Annotated in this window: 18 protein-coding genes; 16 read left to right on the top strand and 2 right to left on the bottom strand. The window is 58.3% G+C overall.

What is annotated here, in order from left to right; genetic code table 11:
• Window positions 1–9: 9 nt before the first annotated feature.
• From RAK1035_RS07585 to RAK1035_RS07610, 5 genes are all read left to right on the top strand, one after another.
• Complete coding sequence (locus RAK1035_RS07585; protein ID WP_008283087.1) at window positions 10–2,430, top strand: GcvT family protein; 2,421 nt, start codon at window positions 10–12, stop codon at window positions 2,428–2,430.
• Window positions 2,399–3,382 carry a GlxA family transcriptional regulator gene (locus RAK1035_RS07590; RefSeq protein ID WP_008283088.1) on the top strand — a complete coding sequence of 328 codons (984 nt, stop codon included), beginning with the start codon at window positions 2,399–2,401 and terminating at the stop codon, window positions 3,380–3,382. The genes RAK1035_RS07585 and RAK1035_RS07590 overlap by 32 nt, the downstream gene beginning before the upstream one ends.
• A gap of 355 nt (window positions 3,383–3,737) precedes the next feature.
• On the top strand, window positions 3,738–4,808 hold the full coding sequence (locus RAK1035_RS07600) for a flavin monoamine oxidase family protein (protein WP_204359583.1): 1,071 nt from the start codon (window positions 3,738–3,740) through the stop codon (window positions 4,806–4,808).
• Window positions 4,809–4,929: 121 nt separating this feature from the next.
• Window positions 4,930–5,319, top strand: coding sequence for a hypothetical protein (locus RAK1035_RS07605; protein ID WP_008283092.1), 390 nt, complete (start codon window positions 4,930–4,932; stop codon window positions 5,317–5,319).
• A gap of 4 nt (window positions 5,320–5,323) precedes the next feature.
• Window positions 5,324–5,629, top strand: coding sequence for a helix-turn-helix transcriptional regulator (locus RAK1035_RS07610; RefSeq protein WP_008283093.1), 306 nt, complete (start codon window positions 5,324–5,326; stop codon window positions 5,627–5,629).
• Here RAK1035_RS07610 and RAK1035_RS07615 read toward each other — a convergent pair.
• On the bottom strand, window positions 5,626–6,171 hold the full coding sequence (locus RAK1035_RS07615) for a peroxiredoxin-like family protein (protein WP_037298940.1): 546 nt from the start codon (window positions 6,169–6,171) through the stop codon (window positions 5,626–5,628). The genes RAK1035_RS07610 and RAK1035_RS07615 overlap by 4 nt on opposite strands.
• Window positions 6,172–6,209: 38 nt before the next feature.
• Between RAK1035_RS07615 and RAK1035_RS07620 the strand changes: the two genes are divergently transcribed.
• From RAK1035_RS07620 to RAK1035_RS07670, 11 genes are all read left to right on the top strand, one after another.
• Window positions 6,210–6,998 carry a helix-turn-helix domain-containing protein gene (locus RAK1035_RS07620; protein WP_008283095.1) on the top strand — a complete coding sequence of 263 codons (789 nt, stop codon included), beginning with the start codon at window positions 6,210–6,212 and terminating at the stop codon, window positions 6,996–6,998.
• Window positions 6,999–7,242: 244 nt separating this feature from the next.
• On the top strand, window positions 7,243–7,866 hold the full coding sequence (locus RAK1035_RS07625; protein WP_008283096.1) for a glutathione S-transferase family protein: 624 nt from the start codon (window positions 7,243–7,245) through the stop codon (window positions 7,864–7,866).
• 35 nt (window positions 7,867–7,901) lie between these two features.
• A complete protein-coding gene (locus RAK1035_RS07630; RefSeq protein ID WP_008283097.1) occupies window positions 7,902–8,570 on the top strand; it encodes a cupin domain-containing protein in 669 nt (222 codons plus the stop codon).
• Window positions 8,571–9,107: 537 nt separating this feature from the next.
• Window positions 9,108–9,653 (top strand): TetR/AcrR family transcriptional regulator, encoded by a 546-nt coding sequence (locus RAK1035_RS07635; RefSeq protein ID WP_008283099.1) that lies wholly within the window; start codon window positions 9,108–9,110, stop codon window positions 9,651–9,653.
• Window positions 9,654–10,244: 591 nt separating this feature from the next.
• The gene (locus RAK1035_RS07640; RefSeq protein WP_157132438.1) at window positions 10,245–11,483 is read left to right on the top strand and encodes an aminotransferase class III-fold pyridoxal phosphate-dependent enzyme; all 1,239 of its coding nucleotides are present in this window, start codon (window positions 10,245–10,247) and stop codon (window positions 11,481–11,483) included.
• A gap of 612 nt (window positions 11,484–12,095) precedes the next feature.
• Entirely contained in the window at window positions 12,096–12,428 is a 333-nt protein-coding gene (locus tag RAK1035_RS07645; RefSeq protein ID WP_037298908.1) for a hypothetical protein, read from the top strand.
• On the top strand, window positions 12,425–14,065 hold the full coding sequence (locus RAK1035_RS07650) for a sodium:solute symporter family protein (protein ID WP_008283102.1): 1,641 nt from the start codon (window positions 12,425–12,427) through the stop codon (window positions 14,063–14,065). The genes RAK1035_RS07645 and RAK1035_RS07650 overlap by 4 nt, the downstream gene beginning before the upstream one ends.
• Entirely contained in the window at window positions 14,002–14,562 is a 561-nt protein-coding gene (locus RAK1035_RS07655; protein WP_037298911.1) for a hypothetical protein, read from the top strand. Before RAK1035_RS07650 ends, RAK1035_RS07655 begins: the two co-directional genes overlap by 64 nt.
• A gap of 31 nt (window positions 14,563–14,593) precedes the next feature.
• The gene (locus RAK1035_RS07660; protein ID WP_008283104.1) at window positions 14,594–15,367 is read left to right on the top strand and encodes a haloacid dehalogenase type II; all 774 of its coding nucleotides are present in this window, start codon (window positions 14,594–14,596) and stop codon (window positions 15,365–15,367) included.
• A gap of 260 nt (window positions 15,368–15,627) precedes the next feature.
• Window positions 15,628–16,209, top strand: coding sequence for a TetR/AcrR family transcriptional regulator (locus RAK1035_RS07665; RefSeq protein WP_008283105.1), 582 nt, complete (start codon window positions 15,628–15,630; stop codon window positions 16,207–16,209).
• Window positions 16,210–16,468: 259 nt separating this feature from the next.
• The gene (locus RAK1035_RS07670; protein ID WP_008283106.1) at window positions 16,469–17,056 is read left to right on the top strand and encodes a HutD/Ves family protein; all 588 of its coding nucleotides are present in this window, start codon (window positions 16,469–16,471) and stop codon (window positions 17,054–17,056) included.
• Here RAK1035_RS07670 and RAK1035_RS07675 read toward each other — a convergent pair.
• The gene (locus RAK1035_RS07675) at window positions 17,017–18,375 is read right to left on the bottom strand and encodes a formimidoylglutamate deiminase (RefSeq protein ID WP_037298913.1); all 1,359 of its coding nucleotides are present in this window, start codon (window positions 18,373–18,375) and stop codon (window positions 17,017–17,019) included. The genes RAK1035_RS07670 and RAK1035_RS07675 overlap by 40 nt on opposite strands.
• Between the last annotated feature and the right edge of the window lie 37 nt (window positions 18,376–18,412).

The raw sequence follows: 18,412 nt of genomic DNA on the forward strand, positions 1-18,412 counted from the left end.
GCGAATGATATGAAATCGACAACTCGCGTTGTGGTGATTGGCGGCGGCATTGCTGGCTGCTCCACCCTGTACCACTTGACGCAAGAGGGCTGGACCGATGTCGTCTTGCTGGAACGCAACGAGCTGACATCCGGAACCACTTGGCATTCAGCGGCGCAGGTCACCAATTTTGGAATGACCCAGACGATGGTGGGACTGAAAAGCCATTCGATTAGTCTCTACAAGGAATTGGCTGCAGATCCTGACTATCCGATCAATTACCATCACGGCGATGGCGGTATCCGCCTCGCCAATTCCGAAACCACAATGGATGGTTATCGCCACTTTGCCAGCCAAGCCAAGGTGATGGGGGTGGAGTTTGAAATCCTCGATGCCGCCGAATGCGCCCGCCGCCATCCGCTGATCACCACTGATCGTCTGGTGGGCGGTTTGTGGGACGGCGAGGATGGCGACATCGACCCCGCGCAGCTCTGTCAAGCGCTCGCAAGACGGGCTCGCAAGGCAGGGGCAGAGGTCTATCGCAACACGCCTGTCACAGGCCTCACGCAATTGAAAGACGATAGCTGGATTGTCCATACCGACCAAGGCGATATCGCCTGCGAGATTGTGGTGAACGCCTGCGGCTATCGCGTGAACGAGGTTGGCGCGATGATGGGGGTGCATCACCCGGTCATGTCGATGGAGCATCAGTATTTCCTGACCGAACCGATCCAGGGGATAATCGACTTTGGCAAACGCGTACCTCTTTTGCGCTGCCCGATCGACGATTTCTATTCGCGTCAGGAAAAACAGGGGCTGCTGGTCGGCTTTTACGAACAGGATTGTCGGACATGGGGCATGGACGGGGTGGATCCACATTTCGTCAACGCGCTTTGTCCATCGGACACTGACCGCGTGCTGCCCGTGCTAGAAAACGTCTTCAAACGTATGCCCGCGTTGGAGGAAGTGGGGATCCACACCATCGTCAATGGTCCGATCACCTATACCATTGATGGAGCACCTCTGGTCGGCCCGATTCCGGGCAAACGCAACGCATTCTGCATCATCGGCCTGCGCGCCGGGATTGGAGAGGGAGGCGGCCATGGCTGGCTTCTGGCGCAGCAGATCGTGCATGGCGAAGCGCAGTATGACACCTGGGTCATCGACCCGCGCCGCTTTACGACCCACGCGAATGTGGAACTTTGCGCCCTCAAGGCCATTGAGGATTACCAGAACGAATTTCGCTTTCACCTGCCGCACGAACACCGCCCGGCTGGCCGACCGATGAAAACCACGCCCCTGACACCGATCCTGGCGGCAGAAGGTGCCGAATTCGGCGTCGTGAACGGCTGGGAGCGCATGGCTTACATCAAGCCCTCGCCTGACTTCCACGAAACCCACGGCTTCCGATTCAATGAGGCGTTCGACGTGGTCGCAGCCGAGGTGCGCGCAGTGCAAACCGGCGTCGGGATGACCGAAGTCAACGGCTTCAACCGGTTCGAAATTACCGGGCCGGGCGCGCAGGACTGGCTGGACACGATGTTTTGCGGGCGGATGACGCGGAAGGTCGGCAAGGTTGGGCTTGGCTATCTTTTGAACCATCACGGTATGGTCAAGGGCGAGGCGACGCTTGCGAATATCGATGACGGCACGATCTGGTATGGTTCGGCGGCGGCGTCAGAATATCACGACATGGACTGGCTGACGGCGCATATGCCCAAGGATGGGTCGGTCAGCATCCGGTCGCTGACGAATGATCATACGATCCTTGTGCTGGCCGGTCCAAAATCACGTGATGTGCTGGCGGCCGCGTCGCGCGGGGATTGGTCGGCCACGGCCTTTCCTTGGCTCTCGGTGCGGCGGGCCTTTGTTGGCATCGCACCTGCTGTGGTGATGTCGGTCAGTTTCTCGGGCGAGTTGGCCTATGAAATCCACGTCCCGAACGCGCAGCTTTACGCGGCCTATCTGGCGCTGCGAAAGGCGGGCGAGGCGCACGGATTGCGGCTGTTTGGGTCCTACGCTGTTGAATCTATGCGCATGGAAAAGGGATATCGCCATTGGAAGGCGGACCTCGTGACCGAGTTTACCCCGTTCGAATCCAGCCTCGGGCGCTTTGTAAAGATGGATAAACCCCATTTCATCGGCAAGGCGGCGCTGGAAAAGATGATCGCCGAAGGCCACCGCCGTGCCTTTGTTTCGATGGTCCTCGATGCCACGCATGCCACCGCGCATGGGGGCGATGCGATCCTGTGCGACGGTCGGGTTGTGGGATCGGTCACCTCCGTTGGGTGGGGGCACCGGGTAGGCAAGAATATCGCCATGGGTTTCGTGGAACCCGCTTTTGCCGCAGAAGGCACAGCGCTGATGGTGGAGGTGATAGGGGTCCCTACGCAGGCGACAGTGGTGCCCGAGTGTCTGTATGACCCAGAAAACCTGCGTGTCCGGGCCTAGCCCCAAGGAAAATGGTCCAAAATTGGTCGAAATCCTGCTTGCGCAGGGTTTCGTTGCGACAGAGCTTGCCATTGCCTTCGACAGCTTTCGCATTGCCAACCGTTTGGCGGGCCGCGAGTTGTTCCGGCTGCAGATCGTGTCCGTCGACGCCGCGAACACGCTAACGTCGCTTGGTGGAATGGAAATCACAGTCACACCGATGGACTCGACGACGAACCTGCCGGATCTTCTGATCGTGACCGGTGGGTCGGAAATGGCGCGTGCACTGCGCCGGTTCCTGCCGCGCCTGCAGCGCGTGCGAAACGCGGGCGGGCTGGCCGTGGTCCTGTCAGATGCCGCACAAGCGCTTCTTACCGCAGGTGCAGCCGAAACCGCCGCCGTGCACTGGGAAGGGCGCCCGATGCTGGAGGAGGCAGGAATAGCTGAAAGGGGCACCAACACTCTTTTCAACAGATCAGGCAATCTGGTGACAAGCGCGGGCATGGCCGCAACCGCTGATGTGGTTCTGGCGCTGATCGCTGAGATGACCTCATTGGTCTTGATGCGGGACGTGGGCCGTGTCTTGCTTTTGGAACGCCTGCGAATGGCCGAAAGCGAGCAACCGCAGGGCTTAAGCGATTTAGCCAGCTTACCGGACGGCCCCCTGCGCAAAGCTCTGAAGGCAATGGAAACCAACATTGAGTTTCCACAATCAACCGCCGAGATCGCCCAAAGCATTAATCTGTCGGCGCGGCAGCTTGAGCGTCTCTTCGCGCGCCACTTGGGCAAGAGCCCACAGGCCTATTCCCGCGATCTGCGCCTGCATCGCGCGCGCACCCTGATTGAGGGCAGCTCACTTTCGCTAACGGAAATTGCCCTTTCTTGCGGATTTGAAGGCTCGGCGCATTTCTCGCGATTGTTCAAACAACGCTACGGAATGACGCCAATAATGCTGAGATCCTATGGTCTGTGAACCTATCTGATGCCGCCGTCACTCGCCAACGCCCAGCGAAAGCCCACCTTTCAAACCCACATCAGTGGCCAGATCGCAAAAGCTGAAGTTGCTATAGCCCCCTGCTCGCATGCGGACCTGCGCCGCGTCAGGGATAGCTTCATTGGCGGCCTTCTTGATCAATTCAGTGAGGCTACCAACTGATAGATAGATATTGCGTGTGGGATCGGCACCCTCTATCAAATGTGTAACTGCGGATAGATCGTTGGGTGATTGGAATGTGCTTTGCGGGCAAGGTCGTGGCCATAACAGGCGGCGGCCAGCAGCGCGATGTGCCAGTAGTTCCGCCACCGCCCACGACCTCGGAGGGATGATTTTGCCAAAGGTTATTGTTATCGGTGGTGGTCTTTCGGGCGTGACAGCGGCCCGAGCGCTGCATCGGGCCGGGATCGACGTTCAATTGATCGAGGCGCGCGACCGTCTTGGCGGGCGCATCCTGTCTGTGGATGACTCTGGCAACAGCTCGGGCCCCTTTGACCTCGGCCCGTCCTGGTTCTGGCCCGGTATGCAACCCGACTTTGGGCACTTCGTGAACGGGGCGGGCGTGACGTCTTTTGCCCAGTCGGATACGGGCGATTTGCTGTTCCAGCGTGGTCAGGGCTCTGTACAACGGTATTCGGGTATGCAGCAGGAGCCGACGTCGATGCGGATGGGCGGGGGTACGGCGGCGCTGGTCTCGGCATTGGCGCGCGACCTGCCGGCAGATGCGATCCGCCTGAACACCTGCGCCACGCATTTGGCGCTGACCGCCACCGGTGTCGATGTGACGACCGAGGGTGGCAGCCTGTCTGCCCCGCACGTGCTGCTGGCCGTGCCACCGCGCTTGCTGGCGGCGCAAATCGCCTTCGATCCGCCAATGCCCGCGTCTGTCCTCCGCCTCTGGCAGGGCACGCCGACATGGATGGCACCGCATGCCAAGCTGGTTGTGGTCTATGACCGCGCCTTCTGGCGCGACGCGGGGCTGTCGGGCGCGGCGCGCAGCCAAAGCGGGCCTTTGGTTGAAATCCATGACGCCACGACGGCGACGGGGCAGGCGGCGCTGTTCGGCTTCGTCGGTGTTCCGGCCAAGGCCCGTGTGCAGGCGGGTGCGGCGGCTGTCATCGCCGCCTCTGTCCAGCAGCTGGAACAGCTTTTCGGCCCGCATGCGGCCCGGCCCAAAGCCACGCTTTACAAGGACTGGGCCGCCGATCCGCTCACGGCCACGCCTGACGACCTGACAGCAGGTGACCACCCGTCACCCAATCCCGGCCCATGGGTCGAAGGCGCATGGCAACACCGGCTGACCCTGATCGGCTCTGAGACCAGCCGCACCGAACCCGGTTACCTAGCCGGAGCGCAGGAGGCAGCCGAAGCGGGCGCTGCGGCGCTTCTGGCGCGGCTTCTATGACCTGCCCCTGAGTGGAAGGGTCATGCACCCGAAGGATGATCTTGGAGGGCCGCAGATAACTGACAGACCGTGTCAGTTGGCCCGTGCTATCCCCTTGAGCCATGCGGCACAGGAGTAAGCAGTGAAAAAGATTATCCTCACCTCAATGGCGGCAGCGGTCGCGCTTTCCACGGGCGCGCGGGCTCAGGATTGTGACCCGTCGGCAGCGACGGCAGCCGGCGTTATCGAGATTGTACAGTTTCGTCTGGCCGAGAGTGTCGAGCGCGAGCACTTTGTGGCGGCGGCGGCAAACACGATGCTGGCTTTGTGCGCTATGGACGGGTTCATCGGCCGTGTCTTGTCGGAAGGCGAGGACGGGATGTGGATGGATCACGTCCGGTGGACCAACTCGGAAGCTGCAAAGACCGCGATGGCCGGTTCCATGGAGAACGAGGCGTTGACGCCGTTCATCATGAGCATCGATCCGAACAGTATGGTACTGTCCTATCATATCCCTCTCGTTTTGAAATGAGGCTATGAGGCGCGCCGATCGCCTGTTTGACATCAATCAGGTCTTTCGAGACGGGAAACTCCACACAGGCGAGCAAATCGCGGATCGGATGGGGGTCTCTCTCAGGACGATCTACCGCGATATCGAAACATTGGCCGGTGCCGGTGTTCCGATTGTTGGCGAGCGTGGGGTCGGATACATCATGAGCGATCCGGTGTTCCTGCCGCCATTGAACATCACACAAAGCGAGCTTGAGGTCCTCGAGCTTGGGCTTGCCCTCGTCGCGGCGTCCTTTGAACACAAGATGCGCCCGGTCGGTTCAGTCGCTTAGGCTGTCCCAAGACTGCCTGTGTATTCGCCCCGCGCTGGGTAGTTCTTTTCGATCGCAAAATCGATCGCCCCAAGTAATTCGCGAAAGCTGGGACGCACAAAGGGCATCGACTGCACCGACAGGTAATAGATGGACTGGTCTGTGTTGACAATGAACAGCCCCGGTTCCGAAAACAGCGCAGGCTCTTCGATCCCGATAGAGGTCTTGCCCCGCGAGGTCGAGATATAGAGGCCCCAGTCCCGCGCCACGGGCAAGGGCAGATCATGGCCAAAGCGCAGCGCGGTTGCGCCGATCTTGTCGGCCATCGCGCGGGCACGATCAGCGCCGTCCGCGCTGATGGCAATCGTCTCGATGCCGCGCTCGGCAAAGGCCGGGGTTTGTTTGTCCAGTTCAGTCAGATAGGTGGCGCAGATCGGGCAGTGCAGGCCCCGGTAAAAGCAGATGACCGTGCCGCGCTGCGGTGTAGCGGTTGCCAGATTGAAAGGGCCGTGATCAAGCGTAGGAACGGTCAGTGCGGGAGCGGTCTGGCGGGGAATGAGCATTGTATCTTCCATTGCAGGGGGATGTTGCATGATGCATTATGGGATTCATGACTGTCGATGTGCCCAATTTTGTTTCCGATCGTCCCATTCTGCGGCAGGATCGGCTTTCTTCGCTGATGTCTGCATTGCGGCCCGTCGCCACGCCTTGCGCGGCGGATGATCCACGGGCAGCGCTGGTATTGACCTCGACTTTACTGGTGCTGTTCACCCGCCCCCCCAACACGCCGGAACCCGGTGCCTTGGTCGCAACCCGCCTTGAGTGTGCCCTGCCTTTGGCGCAGGTGCTGCATGGCAGCCCCGCCCGTCTGGCAGTTGCCAGAGAAAACTGCCCCGGTCTTGCGGCCTTGGCCGATGTGCTGGTTGCCGAAGCGCAATCCGGGCGTTGCGGATCGCAACTTGCTATGGCCCGCCTGTTCGAGGCGATGCTGGTTCTGGTGCTGCGCCGTGCCATTGACGCAGGTCCGCCGGACCCTGGGTTGCTGGCTGGCCTGTCACACCCGCGCCTGCATCGCGCGCTGATTGCCATCCACGCTGCCCCAGCCCGGCCTTGGACCGTCGAAATGCTATCGGCAGAGGCTGGCATGTCGCGATCCCGGTTCATGGCGGATTTCAGCGATTGTCTTGGGACCAGCCCGCTGGCCTATGTAACGCGGTGGCGGTTGGGCCTTGCCCATATCGCCCTGATCCAAGGCGCTTCGATTCCCGTGGCGGCGCGGAGTGTGGGCTATGGAACCACAGCGGGATTTCGCCGTGCATGGCTCCGCCACTTTGGGGATATTCCCTTGGCGGCAGTGGGTTCCGGGCCTGCAGAACACCCCATCTTGTAACACGGGCCAGGCAGAACACCGACGGTCAAGCTGCTAAGAGGGCTGCGCAAAAAGCGCTCTCGGTCGCAGTCTAGACACGCTTTATAGTCGGTTTCGCGCAAAAGCGCCTGATTGGCGGTGATCCCAAGAGTTCCGATCACTAACGCGTGATCTCTTTCAAGATGAACGGAAAACCCTCTTCCTGCTTAGACTATCTACTGATAGATAGTCATCACGAAAACAAAACCCTTGGAAAGGATGTCCCATGAAGATCTATGATGTTGAAGGTTTCCCGAACCCCGCCCGCGTTCGGATCGCACTTGCCGAGAAAGGCGCTTTTGAAAATGTCTCATTCATCCCGGTCGACGTGATGGGCGGTGAACATCGCACCGAGGCATTCAAGAAGATCAACCCGGATGCGGCCGTACCTTGCCTCGAACTCGATGATGGCACGCGAATCTCACAGTGCAACGCGATTATCGAGTACATTGACGGCGAATTCGAAAATGGCCCCTCTCTGACAGGCGAAAACCACCGGGAACGCGCAGTTATCTCGATGATGAATATCCGCGCCGAAACCGGGCTGTTGAACGCCGTGGGGAACTACTTTCATCACGCTACCCCCGGCCTTGGTCCCAAACTCGAAGTCTACCAGAATAAAGATTGGGGCCTGAAGCAGCGCGACGTCGCGACGAACACCATGGCGTATCTAGACGAAGTCCTGAGCAAAAACGCCTATGTTGCCGGTGACAAATTCTCGATGGCTGACATCACGGTTTTCGCTGGGCTGGCATTTGCCGACTTCGCCAAAATTGAGATCCCTGCTAACCTTACCAATCTCGCTGCGTGGCGCAAGAAGATGAACGCGCGGCCCAGTATCGCGGCGTAACTCCCTCTGCAACTCAAGCACAAAGGAACTCACAGATGGAACTGAATGCAGATTTCTCTAAACGCGTTGTTGTGCACTCCAATGCGCTTGAGTGGCAGGCCTCGCCCATGAAAGGCGTTGACCGGCGTATGCTCGACCGGATCGGTGGTGAAGTGGCCCGCGCCACGACCATCGTTCGGTATGCGCCGGGCAGCAAGTTCTCTGCCCACACCCATACTGGTGGTGAAGAGTTCATCGTGCTCGATGGTGTTTTCCAGGATGAGCACGGCGACTTCCCCGCAGGGACCTATGTCCGCAATCCTCCTACAACGCAACATACCCCAGGGTCCGAGCCGGGTTGCACAATCTTCGTCAAGCTCTGGCAATTCGACATGAATGACCGCAACCAGTTCCGGAAAAACATGGCGGATGAACTTGCCGCTCCGGTCGATGGGGTCGCCACCGCGATCCTGCACGAGGACGCGCGCGAAACAGTCACCTATCGTCATCTTGACGCGGGCGCGTCGCTTGCTCTCGATGCAGAGGGCGGGCTGGAATTGCTCGTGATTGGTGGGGAAATCACCGAAAACGGAAACGAGCTGCACACAGGGTCGTGGCTCCGGCTTCCTGACGGCGGGTCACTGCATGCGGTTGCAGGTGCGAACGGCGCAAAGCTTTGGATGAAGACAGGGCATCTTGTTTACGCACAGCCGCCAGCGGTCTGAGTAATGCCAACCGATCGACCCCTTGCCCTTGTGGCAGGGGCAGGGGCTGGCCTTGGTCAGTCCCTTTCTTCCACTTTCGAAGATGTGGGTCATGAATCGGTCGGAATGGGATGCAGCAGGCCTCAGTCGACCCCTTTGGCATGTCACGAGGTGGATCTTTCCGGCCCTGATTTGGCACAAGATCTAATTGTGCGGATTACTACAAAGCGGGGTCCGCCTGTGATTGCCCCTGAGACGACGCTGGAGCGGTCTCAGTGCACAAGCCCTTTAATAGTTCAGAGCGCAGTGCTTTTGGCCCAGTCAATCCGGTGTCGAGATCTCTGCGATCAGCGGCGGTTCAGCCCCGCAGACATGGTGGGCAAATTGCTTCTCAGGCAATTCGCTGGGCATCACCTTTTTCATATCTACCCTGTCGCTTCACGATGACGCGCATCCCTAAACCAAGGTGAGCCGCTATCTACTGATGGGTTTAATTGTAGTCTTGCACCAGCTTCTATGATCGCTATCTAGTGATAGGTACAAAAGGGACCCAAAGACATGTTTAAGAGTAGAGCCGAGCAAATCCTTGATTATGCTGAGCGCGAAATTCGCAAGAACGGCTTTGATGGGGTCAGCTTTCGCGACATTGCCGAGGCTATCGGGGTAAAGAGCGCTTCAATTCACTACCACTTCCCCACAAAGGCGGAGTTGGGCGCCGAAGTCACAAGCCGCTACGCCAACAGGTTCATAGACTCACTGGGCGCACCCGACGATCCGTCCGAGACCGCAAGCGACCGCTTGTTGCGCCTCGCTGATGGATACATTGAGGCGTATCGCGTAGAAAGTTCGACCTGCCTCTGTGCTGTTCTTGGTTCAATTGCCACGCACCTGCCGGAAGGAACCTCTGATGCGGTGCGAGCATTCTACAACCGGCTACGGGATTGGCTCAGCAAAGCCTTGGCCGGGAACAAGACCACACTTACCCCGAACCTCGTTGTCGCGCTTTTCCAGGGCGCCATGGTCCTGTCTCTGACGACGGGGGACGAGACGCCTTTGCTGGAAGCAAGGCAGCACGTGGTATCATGTGTGGCACAGATTGCTTGATCAGTTTCCCGGTTGGAGACGCAAGAACGCTAGGGTTAGCTCAAGCCGGATAACCGCCACTGAAAGGGGCGGTCACCGTCAAGCACATGCCCTAGACGCAGATCTGAGCCGGCGTCGCTTTGCCAATTGTAAACGATATCCTTCCGCTCGGGGTGAGTGCACCGCGCCCTTCCGCAGGAAAAACACCTGCGGGATCAGAAACGAACGCTCAGTTTAACACCACAACATTGCCTCCTTCCCGCCGTTCGTGCGGGTGGAGAGTGGACGCCGATCATCACGGCACGCGGGCCCAGTTCTTGAGGGGGCGCAATCCGCATAGTTTGTCCCGGCTGCAACCCCGTTTCGACCAGACAGATGTGCGCCCATCGAGCAGTAAACCACCCCGTTCAACAGACAGTTGATGTTTGTCATGGCCACAGGCTAGATGCCTGAGAGATGCATGTCATACAGGAGCTGCGGATGCCGGGACGGCTGAATGAATCAAGGCTGGCCGAAATCCTCACACGGGAATCCGCGGCTTTCGCATCGCGTACGGCAGGCTCAGCTGCCCTACTTGAAACCGCTCGTGGCGTGATGCCGGATGGGGTTCCGATGGCTTGGATGGCGGGGCTTTATCGACATCGACCGATCTTTGTTGCCGAAGGATTTGGAAGCTGCTTTCGCGATGTCGATGGCAACACCTATCTCGACTTCAATCACGCGGATCTTAGCAACACCATCGGACATGGCGAAAACGCGGTCACCCGCAGGATTGCACGGCAAGCCGCGCGCGGCATGCAGTTTCTTCTGCCGACCGAAGATGCAATTGCCGTCTCGCAGTTGCTGCGCAACCGTGTCGGCCTGCCGATGTGGCAATACACGCTCAGCGCCTCGGCCGCCAATACTGAGGTTATCCGGATCGCGCGGGCCTTTACTGGCCGGCAAAAGATCGTGCTATTCGAAGGCAAGTATCACGGCCATATCGAGCCCACGATGGCCGAAGGCGGCGCGCCGGGCGCGAATGCCGATGCCGCCCCTGATGGCATGGGCATCTCGGCAAGGGCGACGGCAGATACGGTCAACGTGCCGTTCAACGATATTCCGGCGCTGGCGCGGGCACTGCAGGACGGTGATGTCGCGCTTATTCTGACCGAGCCCGCACTCACTAACTGTTCGCTCGTATTGCCAGAGCCCGGTTTTCTGGAAGAGGCTTACCGGCTGGCAAAAGCGGCGGGCGCGCTCTTTGCGTTGGATGAAACGCACAGTTGGCAATTTGCCTATGGGGGCCTTATCCGGGCGCATGGCCTATCTGCGGATTTTGTGACGCTTGGCAAGGGATTGGGCTCGGGGATGCCGCTTGGGGCCTATGGGATGACGGCAGAACTGGGCGGGTTTGTCGAACGGCACCGGGATGTGGACGTGGCCCAAGTGCGCGGCCTTGCCATTGGAGGTACGACCTATGGCAGTGCCATCACGCTGGCTGCGGCGCGCGCGGTGCTTGAGGATATCCTGACCGAAGCCGCCTATGCACGTGTGGCGGTGCTCGGTGCACGGTTGGCGGACGGAATCGAACGCATCATTACCACGCATGGCCTGCCATGGCGGGCCTTCCGTTACGGCCCGCGCTCGGGCTTTTGCCTAGCGCCCGAGCTTCCGCGCAATCTGGACGAAGCTCTTCCATCGCTCGATCAGGCTTTCAGCGACGCTCGGCGCGTCTTCATGGCCAATCGAGGGATCTGGGAGGCTATCGCAAGCGCGGGCCCCCAAGTGTCCTTTGTGCATACAGAGGCCGACATCGACCGCTACCTTGAAGTGGCAGAGGACTTCATTGCCGCGGTATCGGCGGACTGAGTATCGCAGATCTGGTGTGCCCACGCCCGGCACCTCAGCTTTCTGCAGGACATGGGCGAACGCAACGATCCTTGGTCGCAATCTGCGTTCTGAACCGCTGGCCCCACATCCAGATGCGTTCAGGCGACACGATTGCGGCCTGTTCCAAAAACAATTCCCAGACATTGCGTAAGCTCAGGGCAAACCGATGCTACGCCCAGACGGCATAGGCGGGCATGGGGCGAGGGAACCGGATGACTGCCCGTCAAGGCGACGCTCGACGAACTGCGCGGATCGCCCCTCTATCACAGTCGGCTCAGGCCGGGGACCAAGGCACTTTCGAGAGAATTCATGGTTTCGACACGCCGCCGCAGGCTTGTTCCCAGTCTTCCCAAGTGGGCACCCAATCCCCCGCCAATTGCAGGCGCGTTGATGGCCAGCGCAAAGATCAGATCACGCGTGTCGTTGGGGTCAAAACTGGCCGTAAAACACGGCTCTATTTTTCTTGAATTTAAATTCAAGAAAATCTAACGTTCCGAGTCATGGCGTTCTTGATGCGCTGTCTTCAAAGGAAATCGCGCTGTTGAGGAGATCAGGGCGGTTCCTGCAACCGGAAAGAGGGAGGAGCTTCTTTTGAACGCTTACAGGAAAGAAATACGATCTACCGTCGGGTTCGGCATCGTTTATGTCCTGCTCGGGCATACGGGTCTTTGGGCGGTCATGTTGGGCACGGATAACAGTGTCCGGATACTTGGGCTGCCAATCCATTACTTCATCGCCATCACACTTGGTTCGCTCGGCGTGCTGCTGTGGTCGATGGTTTGGTGTCGCTATGCAAACCAGCTAGAGGACGAGATTGAAGCCGAAAACGCCGGATTTTTTCATAGCCGAGAAACAGGTCTCGAAGGATCTGGTGTGCAAGGTAAAGGTCCAGACGCGCTTGCCCTGACGGAGGGCACAAAATGACCCCGGCAGATTGGCAACTTCAAAATATATGGCTTGGTTTGGGGATCACGTCTGCCGTGTTCGGCCTGTATTATGCTGTCGCGCTCTTCAGCAAAAAGAAAACAGCCAACGCGACAGACCTTTACTTGGCAGGCCGTTCCATTGGCCCCTTCGTCAACTCACTGGCTGCGTCATCCACATGGATGAGCGTAGCAACCTTCTTGGGCGTGGTGGCCCTGATCCAACAGTTACATCTGCCGTTCGTTTACATGTGGGTGCAACTGATCCTGAGCGTTCCTCTACTTGTGATGCTATACGGCGCGTCGCTGTACCGGATGGAAGTGTTCACTTCAGTACACTTTGTCCAGACGCGATACGGGCGCAGCACTGCCTTTCTGGCCGCTGGCTGGATGCTGTTGATCATGCTGATGTATATGGTCGGTCAGTTCATAGGCATCGCCAAGGTGTTCGAGGTTCTGCTTGGGCTGCCATATACTCCGTCTTTGATCCTGTCGGCGCTGGTGATCACGGGTTACATCACAATCGGGGGAATGAAGGGCGCGACATATAACGATGCAATCCAGATGGTGATCATGATGATCGCCCTGCTCGTACCTCTTGCCGCGATCCTCAAGGCGATGGGCGTGCCCGGTTTCTGGTTTCCGCCATTGGGATACGGTAGCCTCACCGATACCTTGCTGGAACGCATCCCGACGTTCTTCGACCTCAAATTCGAGGCCCGTTTCTATGTGGCGTTGTTCGTTGCACTAACAATCGGAACGCTTGGACTTCCGCAGTTGGCACAGCGAGTGCTGACCTCGGAGAACATCAAGTCGGCCCGTCGGGTGGTCCCTTGGTTCTGTCTCTGGGTTGGATTGATGTTTCTGGGCACTTATGCCTTGGGCTTTGCAGGTGTGTATCACTTTGCATTGATTGGGCAGGAACTAACGCCTGAGGCGGCGGACAAGACCACGTTGCTGTTGAATCTGGCGTACAATCCCGATTGGGTTTCAGCCTTTGTCATCGCGGGTGTCCTAGCCGCCGGAGTTTCGACCATTGCTGGCCTGATGATTGGCGTGGCGACGGTGGTCGGCCATGACATCGTCGGCGTTCTGCGTCCACACCTCACCGAGGCAAAACAGCTACGTTACGGTTACTTGGCCCTTGCAGGTACTGGAGTGGTGTCGCTTCTGGTGTCGCTCGATCCACCTGCGTTTTTGATTACCTCGATTTTCTGGGCCTTCGGGATGTGCGCCACGGCAATCACCCCAATGGTGGTCTTGGGTGTGTGGTCTACGCGCATCAACTCTTGGGGGGCTTTCACGGGCAGCCTGGTGTCTGGCGCCACCTATATCTTGCTGTCGCCTTACGTCCTGCCCGATTTCTCGGTTGGCACTGGTCTGGTCGCCAAGCTCGGCTTCGCAACCGCGCTGATTTCTGTTCCGGTCGGGTTCATCCTGACGATCTTGGTGTCGTTGGCCGCCGAAAAGTTGAAAGGCGAGGTGGCCGCACAAGAGAGGTATACGGCGCAGGAGCTAGTCGAAAAAATGCATGGCTGGGCACAGGTGACCCGTACCCGCTATGACAGCAGCGAATGGTTGTTGATCCTGGCCGCACTGTGGGCGCCCATTCTGCTGTGGGGCTTGGTGCCGTGGTAAACGCCACGATCTTTACAGAAAGCCGTTGGCAGGCCGTGTTGGGTCTGCCGACGGCGGGGCTCTTGTGGAGCTTTGCCACATTTCTTGCGCATAGCGAACAGGTCGAGGCGCTGGGCGTCGCAAAGAGCGAGGCGCTCTTTTACGTCGCGCTGGGTGGCATGGCACAAACTCTGTTGCTCTGGTTGGGGTTCACCGTTGTCATATGGGCAATGACGCGGGCCTTTGGCGGGCGGGTGCCACTGTTGCGCCTGATGACCCTTGTGTCTGCGTCGTCGCTGGCACTCTGGGTCGGGGCGCCTGCCGCCGCCTTCTGGATCAACGGCGCCCCCGGCCACACCGCAATCGCTGCGACGATCTCTCTCATCTCTATGGCTTTATTTCTGCATGCGCTGACACGGGGGCTGTCCGCAGATTTGCACTGGTCATTCCTACGCGCGGCGGGCGCAGTCTCGGCTGCATCGGTATTTCTTGCCAGCTTCGCCTTTCTGGCCCTCTAGAACAGCAATCCCACTATCAGGAGAAACGAACATGACTATCGACGCTTTTGTCTTTGACGCCTACGGAACACTCTTTGACGTTCAATCTGTCTCGCAGATCACCAATCAGGAATTCCCCGAGCACGGCGAGCTGATCACCCAGGTCTGGCGGCTTAAGCAGTTGGAATACACATGGCTTCGCTCGATGATGGGCAGCTATCGCAGCTTTTGGGAGATCACCGAAGAGTCGCTAAACTATACGCTGAACGCCATCGGTGTGACAGCCGAAAAGGCCGTGCGCGACCGGATAATGGACAAATACCTGCATCTTGATCCGCATGTCGATTGCCTGACGGCCCTTGATGCGCTGGAAGGCGTGCCGCTCGCTATCCTGTCGAACGGCAACCAAGAGATACTTGATGCTCTGGTCTCAAACTCTGGGCTCGATGCAAAACTGCAATCCGTCATCAGCATCGACAAGGCCGGTATCTTCAAGCCGCACAAAGATGCCTACGAGTTGGTGGAGGCTGTCCTGAAGGTTAAGCCGGAGAATACGATTTTCGTGTCATCCAACGCTTTTGATGCCTGCGCCGCCAAGAATTTCGGCTTTCGGGTTGCCTGGATTGAACGCGTAACCCCCGAGGCGTTGGCAGAGGAAATTTCTTCTGCCGCGGTGGTTGGCCCGACAACGATGTTCAAACTGCTGCGCATGCAGATGGAAAGCTTTGGGATGGAGCCTGATTACCGACTGAAATCGTTGAATGATCTGGCAGGACTTATCGACCGGGCGGACAAAGCTGCGGCACCCGCGTCGTTGAGGGCATAGGGGCAAAGTGATCAATGAGGGTGCCGCGCGTGGTTTCTGGGACGTTGCCAGTTGGCCATTCGCGGATAGGCGACCATGGCAAGACCCAAGCTGTGACGGGTTGGAACATGCGCTATGGCCTTGCAGGGACCCGTCCTGTTTTACCGGCCCGCGAACCGCTCAGATCAAACCTTGGTAGGTCCGCCCTCTATACCATCCGCTCGCTTTGCCATAGATAGTGTATACATCTAAGCAAAAGCATTGGGAAATCTGGTATCGGAATGGGCCGTCATAGAGAGTTCGATGAAAAAAAAGTGCTTGATGGCGCGATCGAAGTTTTCTGGCGTCGTGGCTATTCTGGTGCGTCAATTCAGGACGTCTGTGATGCGATGGGGCTAAACCCCGGAAGTGTTTATGCGGCATTCGGCAGCAAGCATGGGCTGTTTCTAGCTGTCATCCGGCGGTATCTGGACAGTATGAACCGTCCGGGCCTTGAATTGCTGGAAACCAACCCATGCGGCCTAGACGGAATTCGCGCCTATTTCGACTTTATCGCGAACGGTATCGTCAACGGAAACCGGCGTTGGGGATGCTTGGGAACAAACGCCTTCGTCGAGCTGAAAGAGGTGGACGACGACGTTGCCCAGCTCATGTTGGATCATCTGACCCGCCTGGAAATCGCCTTTCGCGAGGCATTGAAGCGCGATTCCTTTGAACACCCCGAGAGCCAGGCAAAATATCTTCTGTGCATTGCACAGGGTCTGAACGTCTTTGCCAAGACCTCGCCGAACCGCGAGACGCTTCAAACAATCATCGACGCTTCCATATCTTCGTTGGTTTCACCACGTCTCGCCGCAAACTAGGGTGGTTCTCTGAAGAGGATGAGAATGTATCCGGGCCTTTGGCGCGCCGGTGTGGTCACCACGTGGTTTTGTGATTGCCGCTCGTATGGGCCAAAGTTTCTGACCCTTTCGCCATGTGATCGGACGCGCGCTTTTGTCAGGCCTCAAAAGGCGTCCGTTGAGATTTAATGTCTAGACTTAATGAGATGTGTTACATCATTTATGAAGAGGGCAGGGCGCGGTTATGCGTGCTGTTGAGTGACAGAGAGAGAGGTTTTTCATGCAAACTTTGAAATTCGGCGCTTTGATTGATGTCCCATGGAAGAACGGTGGCGGCGTCACGCGCAGCATCGCGAAGGGCCTGTATCTTGACCAGCCCGCATGGACACTCAGCCGCGCTGATGTTTCTCAGGACGGTCCGTTTTCCGATTTCGCGGGTATGGTGCGCATTCTGACCGTGGTCTCTGGCGGGACTATGACACTGGATACACCGACCTCGTCTATCGAGGCCCGCACTTGGGAGCCGATCCGCTTTGACGGGGGGCTGAAAGTTTATGCCCGTTTGGCCAATGGGCCGCTTACCGATCTAAACCTCATGTTTGATCCGCAATCATGTGAAGGAGAGGTTTTGACGCGGCGTGGGCCGCTGATTGGTGATCTCACCCGCCCCGATCACGGGCTCATGGTGCTTCATGTCCTTAGTGGGGCACCCGAGATTGATGGGGTGGCGGTTGCCACAGGCGACACCGTGTTTGTCACAACGCCAAACGTGGCGCTGACACTGACAGAAGACGCCGCGCTGTTAGAAATCCGCCTGACCTATCTGGATCAAAGCAAGGCCATCAGGCTTTGCATCGCAGAGCGATAGGCGGCGGTGATCGCATCGCGGTGGATGTGTTTGCCCTGTTTGACCGCATGACGCCCCGCTGACCAGACATCTGTTACTATCTCGTCTTTGGCGGCAAAGACCAAGCCATCCAGCAGTTGATGTTCCTTCAAGGCGCATAACGCAGGCGCTTCACTATCAACCGCCACCAAATCCGCCCATGCTCCGACCGAGATATCGCCGGTGCCACGCCCCAAAGCCTGCGCACCGCCTTTCGCAGCCCCGCAGTAGAGGGTTTCCCCCACCGAGCCTTCTCCCACAACCAAGACATTGCGCGCGATGTCGCGCAGGCGTTGGGAATATTCCAAGGTGCGCAACTCTTCGGTGAGCGAAATCAGCACATTTGAATCCGAGCCCACTCCAAACGCCCCGCCTGCATTCAGATAGGCTGGCCCGTTAAAGGGGCCATCGCCCAGATTTGCCTCTGTGATCGGGCAAAGCCCTGCAACAGCGCCAGACCTTGCCATGTTCGCGGTCTCTGCATCCGTCATGTGGGTGGCGTGGATCAGGCACCAGTCCGCGTTGACCTCTGCATTCGCCAACAACCACTCAACAGGCCGTGCCCCAAGCACTGCTTGGATATCTGCCACTTCTTGGGGTTGTTCCGCGATGTGAATGTGAACCGGCCCCGCTTCATGGGCCGCAAGAACCGTCTTGAGATCATCAGGTGAGGTGGCCCGCAAGGAATGTGGCGCAATACCCACGCGACAATCCTTTGGCAGATCAGCAATGGCGCCTCTGGCCCGCGCGACAAGGTCGTTAAAGCGATCCACAGAGTTGCCAAAACGCGCCTGCTCCGCTGTCAGTGCCATCTGACCAGCCCCCCCGTATGTATAGAGCACTGGCAGGTGGGTCAGCCCGATCCCTGTAGCTGCGGCAGCCGCTGCAATGCGGGCCGAAAGTTCGCCGAGATCCTCGTAGGGCATGCCGCCGGGCTGATGATGTAGATAGTGAAACTCGCCGACGCTGGCGTAACCCGCTTCCTGCATTTCCAGAAAGACAAACGCCGCAATCGCCTCGACATGCTCTGGCGTCAGATGCGCAGTGAAACGGTACATCAGATCACGCCATGTCCAAAAGCTGTCTTTGCCCGCCATCCGGAATTCGGTCATCCCCGCCATCGCACGCTGGAAGCTGTGGCTGTGCAAGTTTGCCAGCGCGGGCAATAGCGTATCGACCGTGGTATCGCCTTGCTTGGTTTTTTGATCTGTTTCGAGCGCGGTGATCCGACCATGCGACACGTCCAAACGGACATTGCTGGCCCACCCCGTTGCAAGCATGGCTCGTCGTGCAAAAATCATTTCACGTCCCTCGGTTTTTATGTATAGACATAAAACA

The sequence above is a fragment of the Roseovarius sp. AK1035 genome, from assembly GCF_003288315.1.
GTDB lineage: Bacteria > Pseudomonadota > Alphaproteobacteria > Rhodobacterales > Rhodobacteraceae > Roseovarius > Roseovarius mucosus_A.

Excerpts from the sequence above, each read along its gene's own strand:
- RAK1035_RS07585 (WP_008283087.1), top strand. The coding sequence starts at position 10 with ATGAAATCGACAACTCGCGTTGTGGTGATTGGCGGCGGCATTGCTGGC.
- RAK1035_RS07590 (WP_008283088.1), top strand. The coding sequence starts at position 2,399 with ATGACCCAGAAAACCTGCGTGTCCGGGCCTAGCCCCAAGGAAAATGGT.
- RAK1035_RS07610 (WP_008283093.1), top strand. The coding sequence starts at position 5,324 with ATGAGGCGCGCCGATCGCCTGTTTGACATCAATCAGGTCTTTCGAGAC.
- RAK1035_RS07615 (WP_037298940.1), bottom strand. The coding sequence starts at position 6,171 with ATGCTCATTCCCCGCCAGACCGCTCCCGCACTGACCGTTCCTACGCTT.
- RAK1035_RS07620 (WP_008283095.1), top strand. The coding sequence starts at position 6,210 with ATGGGATTCATGACTGTCGATGTGCCCAATTTTGTTTCCGATCGTCCC.
- RAK1035_RS07625 (WP_008283096.1), top strand. The coding sequence starts at position 7,243 with ATGAAGATCTATGATGTTGAAGGTTTCCCGAACCCCGCCCGCGTTCGG.
- RAK1035_RS07630 (WP_008283097.1), top strand. The coding sequence starts at position 7,902 with ATGGAACTGAATGCAGATTTCTCTAAACGCGTTGTTGTGCACTCCAAT.
- RAK1035_RS07635 (WP_008283099.1), top strand. The coding sequence starts at position 9,108 with ATGTTTAAGAGTAGAGCCGAGCAAATCCTTGATTATGCTGAGCGCGAA.
- RAK1035_RS07640 (WP_157132438.1), top strand. The coding sequence starts at position 10,245 with ATGGCTTGGATGGCGGGGCTTTATCGACATCGACCGATCTTTGTTGCC.
- RAK1035_RS07650 (WP_008283102.1), top strand. The coding sequence starts at position 12,425 with ATGACCCCGGCAGATTGGCAACTTCAAAATATATGGCTTGGTTTGGGG.
- RAK1035_RS07655 (WP_037298911.1), top strand. The coding sequence starts at position 14,002 with ATGGTTGTTGATCCTGGCCGCACTGTGGGCGCCCATTCTGCTGTGGGG.
- RAK1035_RS07660 (WP_008283104.1), top strand. The coding sequence starts at position 14,594 with ATGACTATCGACGCTTTTGTCTTTGACGCCTACGGAACACTCTTTGAC.
- RAK1035_RS07665 (WP_008283105.1), top strand. The coding sequence starts at position 15,628 with ATGGGCCGTCATAGAGAGTTCGATGAAAAAAAAGTGCTTGATGGCGCG.
- RAK1035_RS07670 (WP_008283106.1), top strand. The coding sequence starts at position 16,469 with ATGCAAACTTTGAAATTCGGCGCTTTGATTGATGTCCCATGGAAGAAC.
- RAK1035_RS07675 (WP_037298913.1), bottom strand. The coding sequence starts at position 18,375 with ATGATTTTTGCACGACGAGCCATGCTTGCAACGGGGTGGGCCAGCAAT.